Origin of the sequence: Mesorhizobium sp. M1A.F.Ca.ET.072.01.1.1 (assembly GCF_004023325.1) — a bacterium.
Lineage (GTDB): Bacteria > Pseudomonadota > Alphaproteobacteria > Rhizobiales > Rhizobiaceae > Mesorhizobium.
Genome location: NZ_RZSF01000238.1, coordinates 1 through 10,707 on the forward strand (window position 1 = coordinate 1; position 10,707 = coordinate 10,707).

Annotated in this window: 12 protein-coding genes; 2 read left to right on the forward strand and 10 right to left on the reverse strand. The window is 64.2% G+C overall.

The window, feature by feature from the left end:
* Positions 1 to 371: ATP-binding cassette domain-containing protein (locus EOA32_RS26190; RefSeq protein ID WP_128373264.1), on the forward strand; the 371-nt coding region annotated here is incomplete at its 5' end.
* A 32-nt stretch (positions 372 to 403) separates the two neighbouring features.
* On the opposite strand, the gene EOA32_RS26195 is transcribed toward EOA32_RS26190, so the two are convergent.
* The 3 genes from EOA32_RS26195 to EOA32_RS26205 form a co-directional block, all read right to left on the reverse strand.
* A complete protein-coding gene (locus EOA32_RS26195; protein WP_128373265.1) occupies positions 404 to 757 on the reverse strand; it encodes a hypothetical protein in 354 nt (117 codons plus the stop codon).
* Positions 754 to 2,439: a DUF3857 domain-containing transglutaminase family protein gene (locus tag EOA32_RS26200; protein WP_189407368.1), complete on the reverse strand. Its 1,686-nt coding sequence runs from the start codon at positions 2,437 to 2,439 to the stop codon at positions 754 to 756. The genes EOA32_RS26195 and EOA32_RS26200 overlap by 4 nt, the downstream gene beginning before the upstream one ends.
* A gap of 166 nt (positions 2,440 to 2,605) precedes the next feature.
* A complete protein-coding gene (locus EOA32_RS26205; RefSeq protein ID WP_128373267.1) occupies positions 2,606 to 4,090 on the reverse strand; it encodes a carboxypeptidase M32 in 1,485 nt (494 codons plus the stop codon).
* 148 nt (positions 4,091 to 4,238) lie between these two features.
* Here EOA32_RS26205 and EOA32_RS26210 point away from each other — a divergent pair, with 148 nt between their 5' ends.
* On the forward strand, positions 4,239 to 4,592 hold the full coding sequence (locus EOA32_RS26210; protein WP_067001740.1) for a DUF1304 domain-containing protein: 354 nt from the start codon (positions 4,239 to 4,241) through the stop codon (positions 4,590 to 4,592).
* A gap of 88 nt (positions 4,593 to 4,680) precedes the next feature.
* Here EOA32_RS26210 and EOA32_RS26215 read toward each other — a convergent pair whose 3' ends face one another.
* From EOA32_RS26215 to EOA32_RS26245, 7 genes are all read right to left on the reverse strand, one after another.
* Complete coding sequence (locus EOA32_RS26215) at positions 4,681 to 5,106, reverse strand: hypothetical protein (RefSeq protein ID WP_067001742.1); 426 nt, start codon at positions 5,104 to 5,106, stop codon at positions 4,681 to 4,683.
* 248 nt (positions 5,107 to 5,354) lie between these two features.
* Positions 5,355 to 6,383: a peptidoglycan -binding protein gene (locus EOA32_RS26220; RefSeq protein ID WP_067319478.1), complete on the reverse strand. Its 1,029-nt coding sequence runs from the start codon at positions 6,381 to 6,383 to the stop codon at positions 5,355 to 5,357.
* Position 6,384: 1 nt separating this feature from the next.
* Positions 6,385 to 7,404, reverse strand: coding sequence for a MotA/TolQ/ExbB proton channel family protein (locus EOA32_RS26225; RefSeq protein ID WP_067001748.1), 1,020 nt, complete (start codon positions 7,402 to 7,404; stop codon positions 6,385 to 6,387).
* A 105-nt stretch (positions 7,405 to 7,509) separates the two neighbouring features.
* Positions 7,510 to 8,202 (reverse strand): hemolysin III family protein, encoded by a 693-nt coding sequence (locus EOA32_RS26230; RefSeq protein WP_189407369.1) that lies wholly within the window; start codon positions 8,200 to 8,202, stop codon positions 7,510 to 7,512.
* A 191-nt stretch (positions 8,203 to 8,393) separates the two neighbouring features.
* A complete protein-coding gene (locus EOA32_RS26235; RefSeq protein WP_128373269.1) occupies positions 8,394 to 9,194 on the reverse strand; it encodes an inositol monophosphatase family protein in 801 nt (266 codons plus the stop codon).
* Positions 9,195 to 9,219: 25 nt separating this feature from the next.
* The gene (gene efp, locus EOA32_RS26240; RefSeq protein WP_067001754.1) at positions 9,220 to 9,786 is read right to left on the reverse strand and encodes an elongation factor P; all 567 of its coding nucleotides are present in this window, start codon (positions 9,784 to 9,786) and stop codon (positions 9,220 to 9,222) included.
* 132 nt (positions 9,787 to 9,918) lie between these two features.
* The coding region (locus tag EOA32_RS26245; protein ID WP_145971353.1) for a tetratricopeptide repeat protein at positions 9,919 to 10,707 on the reverse strand (789 nt) is incomplete at its 5' end.

The following is a 10,707-nucleotide window of genomic DNA, read 5'->3' on the forward strand; positions in this document are numbered from 1 at the left end:
ATGACAGCCAGGTCGGCGAGCGCGGTGTGACGCTTTCGGGCGGCCAGCGCCAGCGCGTGGCGATCGCCCGCGCCATTCTGCGCGACGCACCGATCCTGCTGCTCGACGAGGCGACCTCGGCGCTCGACGCCGAAAGCGAAACGCTGGTGCAGACGGCGCTGGAGCGGCTGATGCGCGGCCGCACCACCATCGTGATCGCCCACCGGCTGGCGACGGTGCTCAAGGCCGACCGGATCCTGGTCATGGACGGCGGACGCATCGTCGAGGAAGGCACGCATCAGAGCCTTGTCGCCAAGGGCGGCACCTATGCGCGGCTCGCCAAGCTGCAGTTCGAGACCGGAGCGAGCGCCTTCAAGGGCGCGGCGGAGTAGAGCGCGCCTTCTCGGCAGGAACCGCCGTGCGGCTATCTGCGACGGAAGGCCATCAAAAGCGGCACGCCTATGAAGATCGAGACCAGCAGCACCCCGGTGATCACCTGTTGTTGCGACCTGTCAGGATCACTGCCTGGGGGATCCGCAGGCACATCCTGGTAGGTGAAGTCGTATGTCCAGTCGAGATTGTCGCCGACGTCCTTGACCGACTTCAGATAATCGCTGATCGCCTTGGCCGGAACCTGCGTAGCCAGCGTCCGGAAATCCCACTGCACCTCGAAAGTGGTCGGCGTATTGCTCCAGGACGACGTCAGCGAAAGGTAAGGCGTGACGACACTCTTCATCTGTCCGCCGGAAAACCTCGCCTTCAGATTGCGCACCGTCACGCTGTGCCTGCGGTAAACGGGCGACCCAAGCGAGACGGGTCCGGCGCGATCCACCGTGGTCGGGGTCGGCAGGTCGGTGCCGAGGTCGGCCGCTTTGATCGAGAAGTTCTTGGCGAGATCGTTGGCGGCCAGCGCTTGAGCCGGCAGCCGATAGCTCTCCCGTATATTGATGATGTCGCCGTCACGATTGTCGAAGATTTCCAGCTTTGCGGCGCTTTCGATGCCGGGGTAGCGCTTGCTGTAATATTGCAGATAGGCGTCGGACAGTTCGCTACCGACCGGCTGGCGAGCTTGCTGCGCATGTAGTCGGCGTCGGCGCCCTCATGGGTCGACAGCACTGACAGCGTCAGCTGGCCACCAGGTTTGTCGGGAAAGAAAAACTCTTCGGCAACCTTGATGGTTGGGCTTTTAGGCTCCGGACTGGGCATCTTCTCCAACTCGCCACTGCCAAAGACTGGCAGGGCGAAGCCGTAGTCCGGCTGCGGGAAATTGCTTGCGTAGCCGCCCTGCAGGTAATTGGTGGCGTCGAGCCAGTACGCCTTGGTCCCGATCGTCGCCTTGACGATGGCATGGTCGAAGTTGCGCAACGCCGGCAGGTGTTGGTCCAGCGCCCGCCCGTGGTCGAGATCGGCCAGCGCGACCTGGGCAGAAACGCCCAGCCGTGCGAGCGCCGACGTAAGCAGCAGCGCCTTGTCCTTGCAGTCGCCAAAGCCGCTCTGGACAACCGTCGCCGGATCGCGCGGAATATACGACCCGGAGCCTATCGACAGACTGACATAGCGGATCTCATCCTGGACGAGGCGCATCGCCTGGATCATCCGATCCTCTGGCAAAGGGTGCCTCGCAGCGATCTCGTCGAGCTTGGCGGCAAAAGCCGGCGGGAAGGCGGTGGCCGGCTTGTAGTAAGGCTGAACGGCTTCGATCACGCTTTGCCAACTGGCGGTGGAAGAGACGTCGATCGATCCCCAGGCCGGGAAATCCGTCGGCACGTTCTCCTCCACCTTGACAGGCTTCGGATTGGCAATCTCCCAGAGATAGACGGAGTCCGTTCCCGACGCGGAGATGGTGGGCTTGATCTCGGTTCCTCGCGGCTTGATCACGAGCGGCTGCGAGGCCGGCCAAGTGACGCTGGTGCGGATCAGCCCCACCGGGTCTTCCCACTCGGTCGAGAAGTTGTAGAAGAACAGGCCCTTGCCGACGTGCGGTGTGATCTCATAGGTCTCGCCATAATCGACTATGTCGCCGACACGCACGTCGTCAATGTTGACATGAGCGGTCAGCCAGCCGTCATAGACGCCCTTTTCGGCGTCCTTCTCCTGCCGGAAAATGTCGAACTTAGCGTCATCGAGCTGGTCCAGCACGACGCCGTCGCGGATGATGCGCAGATGGTTGAGCGTGACCTTGTGCTTGGACGGATCGAACTGCAGATCGATGCTGGCGCCCCGCTCAAGGCCGGGACGGTCGACTATTCTGTAGACCGTGCGCGAATAGTCGTCATAGCCGTAGTCGCGATGGATGATCTGCTCGTCCGCGAGCAGCCAGGAAATGCCATTCTTGATCTGGTCGGCCCGCGCCGGATCGGCCGCCGGGACATCGACCGACCTGATCCAGGCCGCCTCCGGCCCTTTGCGGACGACCTCATCAGCATCCGCCGGAAGGATCGGACCGGCCAGTACGGCCAAAAACAGACCGAGGCAACGGAACGACCCGACCTCACGAAAACTGCCACCCACCAATGTTCAAGCCCACTGAAGCAAGGAACACTCTTTGTCAGAGTCTTTCCCGCCAAAGTAAAGGCCGGCACTGCATCTTTTGCGCAGCTCGATCTGGTGGGCCAGCGAGGCCGCCTCAGTCGCCGTAGCGCTTGCGCAAATGTTCCGTGAAATAGGCGGCGTTGAGCTTCTCGCCGGTGGCGCGCTCGAGCAGCTCCGGCGTCGACCAGCGCGAGCCCTGCGACCAGATCTTGTCGCGTCGCCACTCATTGATGGCGCTGAAGTCGCCCTTGGCGAGATCTCCGTCGGCTGACGGATGCTCCCTGGTCAAGGCGGCCCACTGCTGTGCCGCCATCATGGCCCCCAAGGTGTAGGACGGGAAATAGCCGAAGGCGGCGCCCGGCCAGTGCACGTCCTGCATCGGCCCGTCGGCCGGGTTGTCGATGGTCGACAGGCCGAGATAGTCGCGCATCTTGGCATCCCAGGCCTCGGGCAGGTCGGCTGCCTCCAGCCGTCCTGAGACGAGCTCCTGCTCGAGCTCGTAACGCAGGATGACATGCAGCGGATAGGTGACCTCGTCGGCGTCGACGCGGATAAAGCCGCGTTCCACATGATGGACATGCGGCAGGATGTCGTCGATCGACCAGGCTTCGCCGAGATGCTTCTCGACAACCGGCAGCGCCCAGCGCCAGAAGGCGGGGTTGCGGCCGATCTGCTTCTCGACGAACAGGCTCTGGCTCTCATGCACGGCCATGCCGCGCGCCTTGCCGAGCGGCCAGTGCGACCAGGCTTTCGGCAGATTCTGTTCGTAAAGCGCGTGACCGGTCTCGTGCAGCACCCCCATCAGCGCCGACAGGAAATCGGAAGTCTTGTAGCGGGTGGTGATGCGCACATCGGTCGGCACGCCGCCGCAGAAGGGATGGTGCGACACCGCCAGCGAGCCATGGGTGAGGTCGAAGCCGACCGCCGCCATCATGGCAAGACCAAGCTCGCGCTGCTTCTCGACGGCGTAGCTGCCGGAGAGCGGCTTGAGCGCGTGCTTCGCCAGCCGCGCATCCTGCACGGCCAGCGCATGCGGCAGGAAATCCTTGAGGAAAGCCTTCAGCTCGACAAACACCGGCGTGATGTCGGCGGCGCGATTGCCGGGATCGTACTGCTCCATCAGCGCGTCATAGGGGGCGAGGCCGAGCGCCTCGGCGCGCAGCGCCGCTTCTTCTCGGACCAGCGCCACGACGCCTTCCAGTGCCGGCAGGAAGCCCGCCCAATCATTCTTGGCGCGCAGGTCGCGCCAGAGCTGCTCGGAGCGCATGCGCGCCGTCGTCTGGCGCTCGACAAATTCGACCGGCAGGCAGGTGAGGTTGGTATATTGCCGGCGCAGTTCCCTTACCGCAGCCTGCTGCTCGTCGTTCAGCGGTTCGGCTTCGGCGGCGGCGATCCAGTCGCCGATCTCCGGCGCGGTAGCCTGGGCGTGCAGCATGCCGGCCAGGGCCGACATCGCCTCGGCGCGCTTCTCGCCGCCGCCAACCGCCATGTGGGTCGCCTCATCGGCGCCGAGAATGGCCAGCGCATGTTCCAGCGCTTCGAGCCTATGGCCGAGTAGATCGAGTTTTTGGAAGGACATGGATGGTTTCCGGCTGCAAAGGGGTTGGCGCGAAAAGATACCAAGGCGCGCAGCTTGGCAACCCTGATCCGCCCGTTCCGGATCAGCCCATCTTGCCTTGCAACAGCGCTGCGTGATCAAAGGTTGGGGCCAACGAGCGGAGGGGACAATGATCGGCAATATCCTGACCGGGCTGGTGGCGCTGATCCATTGCTACATCGTCTATCTGGAGATGGTCCTGTGGGACACGCCGCGCGGCCACAAGGCGTTCAACCTCAAGCCGGACTTCGCCAGCGCCTCGAAAGTGCTCGCCGCCAACCAGGGGCTCTATAACGGCTTTCTTGCGACAGGCCTGATCTGGGGGCTCTATCTCGGCACCGGCGGGTTCCAGATCAAGATGTTCTTCCTGCTTTGCGTTGCCGTCGCCGGCCTCTATGGCGGGGCGACCGTCGGCCGCAAGATCCTGTTCGTCCAGACGCTGCCTGCGGTGCTTGCCATTATCGCGCTTTGGCTCGGCCGGTGACTGAAAAAAGGACGCCCTCGGGCCAGGTCCCTCGGGCGCCAGATCGTCCCTTCCTGGTCTCGGAACGGCAGTCGCGGACCGAAACCGCTCAGCCGTTCGGATAGTGACCGCCGTCGGCGCCGTCGCCCATCAGGAAGCCGCTGCCGGTATCGGTTCTCAGCTTTTGGTCGACATTGTCGAGACGGCGCAGCAGGTCGTGATATTGCGCAGCCGGAATCCTGCCGTGATCCGAAGCGGCTACGTGCTCGGCCACCTGGCTGATGTGCGCGGCGCGCATATGCAGTTGCTGCGCTTCCGAGGCCGAGATGTCGTTTGCTTGCCGCGCGTCGGCGATGCCCTGATCCACACCCTGGACCTGCTCGATCAGGCTGGTCACCCGCGGTCCGGTGAAGTCGGTTGGATCGGTTGCGTCGAGAGCGCCCTTGTGATGTCCGGCGGCGTAGGCGCCGGCGAGCGGGGCGGCGATCAGAACCGCGGCGAGAGTTGCAGTCTTGAGAGATGTTAAAGCGCGCATGACGGCGCGTCCTCCTGCTGGGGAAGGAGCGGCCATCCCGCTCCGCTTCCGAGCTAGTGGGCCGTCCGGTTCCGTCGCGTCGCGATGGGAGGCATCGCCGGCGGTTCCCGGCCCTGCGCAGCAAATTAGGGCCGCCAAGTCGCCGAGTGTAATTAAAAAAAGATAATGTTTTCAGGCCTTGCCGGCGAGCCTCTGCGCGCTAGAGTTGAGCCTGCGAACAAATTCGCGTGAGTTCGCGTGATGCCGGATCAACGTTCGGTGAGCTTCAGTTCAATTCGGCGATTCTTGCTGCGCGCCTCATCCGTGTCGGCCGGATCGAGCGGCTGGAATTCGCCGAAGCCGGCGGCTACCAGCCGGTTCGCCGGCACGCCGTTCTCGATCAGGAACTTCACCACCGAGGTCGCACGGGCGGTCGACAGCTCCCAATTGTCGCGATAGCGGCCGGTGCCGGACAAGGGCTTGTTGTCGGTGTGGCCGTCGACGCGCAGCACCCAGCTGATCTCAGGCGGGATTTCCCTCTGCAGCTCGATGACGGCATCGGCGAGCTTCTTCATCTCGACCTTGCCGGCATCGTTGATCTCGTCGGAGCCGGTCGGGAACAGCACCTCCGACTGGAAGACGAAGCGGTCGCCGACGATGCGAATGTTCTCGCGGTCGGCGAGGATCTCGCGCAGCCGGCCGAAGAAGTCGGAACGGTAGCGGTTGAGCTCCTGGACACGCTGCGCCAGCGCCACGTTCAGGCGGCGGCCGAGATCGGCAATCTTGGTGTTGGACTCGCGGTCGCGCTGCTCGGACACGTTGAGCGCGTCCTCGAGCGCCGCGATCTGCTTGCGCAGTGCCGCGATCTGCTGGTTGAGGATCTCGACCTGGCTCAGCGCTTGCTGGCTGATCTGGCGCTGGTTGCTGAGTTCGCCGGACAGCGCGTCCGCCCGCTTGTTGGCAGCGTCGCCGGCGCCGGCACCCTGCTCCAGCAATTGCTGAAGACGGCTCTTTTCCGCCTCCGCCGCCGACAGCGAGGCCTGCAGATTGGCGAGCGTGTCTTCCTTGTCCTGGCTGTTCGAGCGCTCCAGCGCCAGCAACTGCGTCAGCTCGTTGATCTGCGAGTTGAGGCGGCTGAGCACGGTGTCCTTGCCGGAGATTTCGCGGCTGAGCAGGAATTGCGCCAGCACGAAGACCGTCAGCAGGAACATGATGGCGAGCAGAAGCGTCGACAGCGCGTCGACGAAGCCGGGCCAGTAGTCGATGCGGCGATCGGCGCGCCTCCTTGCCAGCGCCACGTCAGTGCACTCCGGTCTTCTTCAGGGCGTCAGCGATCTTTTCCAGCGTGTTGCGCATCGCCTTCTGTTCGTCCGACTGCGCCTCGACCCAGTCGCGCATGATCTGCTGTTCCGAGCGCATGTTCTTGACCAGCCCGGAAATGCCGTCCGCCAGGTTGGCCATGGCGGTGGCGACGCGCGGGTTGGAGCCGCCGCCGTTCTCCTGCAGGCTGCGCAGCCGTTCCGACAGCAGGCGGATCTCCTCCGACGGCTCGGCGCGCGCCGATTCCGACACGACGATATCGGACGAGAGATCGGTGACCGAGGACAGCCAGTTCTCGAGCTCGGTGTAGAAGCGGGTCTGGGCGCGGCCGGCCTGCAGGTCGAGGAAGCCGAGCACCAGCGAGCCGGAGAGGCCGAACAGCGAGGACGAGAAGGCCGTGCCCATGCCGGCGAGCGGCGCCGACAGGCCCTGCTTCAGCGCGTCGAGCACGGCGGCGGCATCGCCGCTGCCGGGGTCGAGCGCCTCGATCGTCTCGCGGATGGAGGCGATGGTGTTGAGCAGGCCCCAGAAGGTGCCGAGCAGGCCAAGAAACACCAGCAGTCCGACAAGATAGCGCGAGGTGTCGCGGCTTTCATCGAGGCGCGTGGCGATGGAATCGAGCATGGTGCGCATCGAAGAGGTCGAGAAGGCGATCGTCGACGAGCGGCCGATCATCGCCTTCATCGGCGCCAGGAGCACCGGCTCGGTGGTCTCGGAGCCGGCGCGGAAGGAATTGACCCAGCGCACCTCTCTGAACAGCCGGCCGACCTGGGCGAAGGCGAGCAGGATGCCGACGGCGAGCACGCCGATGATCAGCCCGTTGAGGCCGGGGTTGCTGGAGAAGGCGGTGGAGATCTGGCGGGTGAGGATGGCGGCGATGAAGGCGACGATGACCAGGAAGATCACCATCGTGAGCAGGAAGACCTGCGGGCTCGACAGCTTGTGCGGATCGTAGACCAGGACATCCGAGCGCCTGCCGAAGGATCTGAGAAAAGCCATCCGTGCCCCGTTTCCGATGCCACCCGCCGCAGAATTGCCGCGACTCTAAACGGAATTGTGACCAAATTGAATGGTGCTTGACAATATCGCCCCGCGCGGGTCGTTTCAAAAACGGCTGATGACCAGACAGTCGACCATGGCGGCCAGGTGCAGCCCGGCGCCGGTGACGACGAAGCCATGCCAGACGGCATTGTGGAAACGCAGGCCTTTCCAGGCAAAGAAGATGACGCCCAATGAATAGACAATGCCGCCCGCGACCAGCAGCATGACGGAGGCTGGCGGCAGAGTCGCGACCAGCGGTCCGGCGAGCACGACGCCGCTCCAGCCGATGGCGAGATAGAAGAGGATCGCCAGCCGGTCGTAGCGTCCAGGCAGGAACATCTTGATGGCGATGCCCAGTGCCGCCGCGCTCCACACGATAACGATCATCGGCACGGCAAGCGCGGACGTTTGGAGCTGGGCCAGGAAAGGCGTGTAGGTGGCGGCGATCAGCAGATAGATCGCGGCATGGTCGAAGCGGCGCAGGATCCACTTCGCCGGCCACGATATCGGCCACAAATTATAGGCCAGCGATACCGACAGCACGGTGAGCAGCGACACAACGTAGAAGACGGCGGCGATGTACTCACCCGGGCCGGAATGGAAGGCGGCTAAAGCCAGGAAGGCCGAGCCGGCGGCGATCGCCAGCACGATGCCCACAGCATGGACGATGCCATCGGCGATCATCTCGGCGCGCGAATAGTGCCAACGGCCGACAAAGGGGATTTCGATCGATGTATTTGCGCGAGCGTCGTTCATGAATGATCCTGCAACCATAATCTGGGCAGTCGCGGATCAGTATTTCAAGCTTCGGTTGCGGTTTTGCGACGAGCGCGCCGCGCGTCCTTTCGACGCGCAAAGGAGACAGCCCTTTGATTTGCGCTTATCCGTTCCGAACCGGAGATCAGCGAAATCGATTCCCGATTTCGGGGTGATGCGATAGGGGCGCTTCAGCGCGCAGCCAGCGGCTTCTTTACCGTCTTCAAGAGGGCGCGTTGGATAAGCTCGTTGCCGGCGACGATGGAGCCGGCCTCCAGAATGTCCTGCCCGCCATCCATATCCGAAACGAAGCCGCCCGCTTCGCGGATAAGCAGGGCGCCGGCGGCGATGTCCCAGGCCGAAAGGCCGGTTTCCCAAAACCCGTCCATGCGGCCGGCCGCGACATAGGCGAGATCGAGCGAGGCGGAGCCGAGGCGGCGGACGCCGGAGACCTCGGCCATGACATTGCGCAACTCGATCAGGAAGTTGCCGTGCTGGCCGCGCCCGAGATGCGGCACGCCGCAGCCGATCACGGCATCGGTGAGCTTGGCGCGTCCGGCGACGCGCAGCCGGCGGTCGTTCATGAAGGCGCCGCCGCCGCGCTCGGTGGTATAGAGCTCGTCCATGGCCGGATTGTAGACGACACCGGCGACGATCTGGCCCTGGCGCTCGAGCGCGATCGAGACCGCGAAGAGCGGGATGCCGTGGAGGAAGTTTGTCGTGCCGTCGAGCGGGTCGACGATCCAGCGATGCTGGCCATCCTCGCCGTCGACGGCGCCGCGCTCCTCCATCAGGAAGGCGTAGCCCGGCCGCGCCTTCGACAGTTCGGCAAAGACGATCTCTTCGGCCTTGCGGTCGGCCTGGCTGACATAGTCGCCAGGCCCCTTCATCGAGACCTGCAGGTTCTGCACCTCGCCGAAATCGCGCGACAGCGACCGGCCGGCCTTCATCGCGGCCTGGACCATGACATTGAGGAGAGCGGAACGCGCCATTCTTCTTCTTCCTGTGTTGGCCGTTTTATTCTGCGCGACGCACGTAAGTGATCTCGTTGGTGTCGACGATGATGCGCTCGCCGGCCGAGATGAAGGGCGGCACCAGGACGCGGACACCGTTTTCCAGCACTGCAGGCTTGTAAGAGGACGCCGCCGTCTGGCCCTTCACCACAGGGTCGGCCTCGGTGATGGTCAGCGTGACCTGGTCGGGCAGCGAGATGCCGATCGGCCGCTCCTCATAGAGTTGGACCGTGACCATCATGCCGTCCTGCAGGAACGCGGCGCGCTCGCCGACGAAATCCTTGTTCAGTTCGAGCTGCTCGTAGCTTTCGGTGTCCATGAAAACCAGCGCGTCGCCCTGCTCGTAGAGGAAGGAGAAATCCTTCATCTCCAGCCGGATCTGCTCGACGGTCTCGGCCGAGCGGAAGCGCTCGTTGAGCTTGGTGCCGTTGATCAGGTTCTTCAGCTCAACCTGGTTGTAGGCGCCGCCCTTGCCGGGCTTCACGGTGTTGGTCTTGACCGCGACCCAGAGGCCGCCGTCATGCTCGATGACATAGCCGGGACGGATTTCGCTGCCACTGATCTTGGCCATGTTGAACTGATCCGGAATGAGATTTTTGGCGCGGAGCGCGCTTTGGCGCCTCCAAGACCACAAATCGCATTGAGTGGCAAGGGAGGGCGTCGCCAACGCTCATGGGGATTGCCTCTGCCGTCAGCCGTCTTTTCAGGGCAGCCGGTTCGCCTTCTGCAGTGCCTGCTTGGTCTGACCGTCGTCGAGGCCTTGCAGGAAATCGTCCATCTGCGGGTCGATCAACCCGGCGCGCCGGGCGACGATATACCAGGCTCCGGCCAGGATCAGATCGGGGTCGGTACCGATGCCTCCCATATAGAGTTTGGCGAGGCGGTTCTGGGCGGCGACATTGCCGCCTTCGGCCGCGCGCCTCATCCAGGCAAAGCCCGATTTCAGGTCGCGATCGCCGCCGCGCCCCTCGATCATCCATGCGGCGAGATCAAGTTGCGCGGTGTCGTAGTTCTGCCGGGCGGCCTGCGCCAGCAGGGTGCGTGCCTTGGCGTCGTCGCGCGGTTTGCCGCCGGCGCCGTTGGCGTAGATTTGCGCCATCGCATACTCGGCGTCGGCAAGGCCGGTACTGGCGGCGCGCTCATAATACACAGCCGCCTTGGCTATGCCGGCATCGCCCGGATCCTGCTGGACGAGCAATTGGGCGAAGTTGAACTGGGCCAGGCGGTTGCCCGCCTCGGCGGCGGCCTGCATCAGCGCATAGGCTTCCTTGGCGTCCTTCTTCACATAGCGTCCGTCGAGCAGCATCAGCGCATATTGGAACTGCGCCTCCGGCACGCCCTGCTCGGCGGCGAGCCCATACCATTTCGCGGCCTCTGCCGCGTTGAGCGGCACGCCCAGCCCACGCGACAGGATCTCGGCGACCAGTGTCTGCGCCGCCGGGTCGCCGTTCTTGGCCCGCAGCATGGCAAGATTGTAGGCGGTCTTGTAGAG

Bases quoted from the DNA above. Each gene is read 5' to 3' on its own strand.
- EOA32_RS26230 (WP_189407369.1), bottom strand. From the start codon at position 8,202: ATGAACGACGCTCGCGCAAATACATCGATCGAAATCCCCTTTGTCGGC.
- EOA32_RS26215 (WP_067001742.1), bottom strand. From the start codon at position 5,106: ATGCGCGCTTTAACATCTCTCAAGACTGCAACTCTCGCCGCGGTTCTG.
- efp (WP_067001754.1), bottom strand. From the start codon at position 9,786: ATGGCCAAGATCAGTGGCAGCGAAATCCGTCCCGGCTATGTCATCGAG.
- EOA32_RS26210 (WP_067001740.1), top strand. From the start codon at position 4,239: ATGATCGGCAATATCCTGACCGGGCTGGTGGCGCTGATCCATTGCTAC.
- EOA32_RS26225 (WP_067001748.1), bottom strand. From the start codon at position 7,404: ATGGCTTTTCTCAGATCCTTCGGCAGGCGCTCGGATGTCCTGGTCTAC.
- EOA32_RS26205 (WP_128373267.1), bottom strand. From the start codon at position 4,090: ATGTCCTTCCAAAAACTCGATCTACTCGGCCATAGGCTCGAAGCGCTG.
- EOA32_RS26235 (WP_128373269.1), bottom strand. From the start codon at position 9,194: ATGGCGCGTTCCGCTCTCCTCAATGTCATGGTCCAGGCCGCGATGAAG.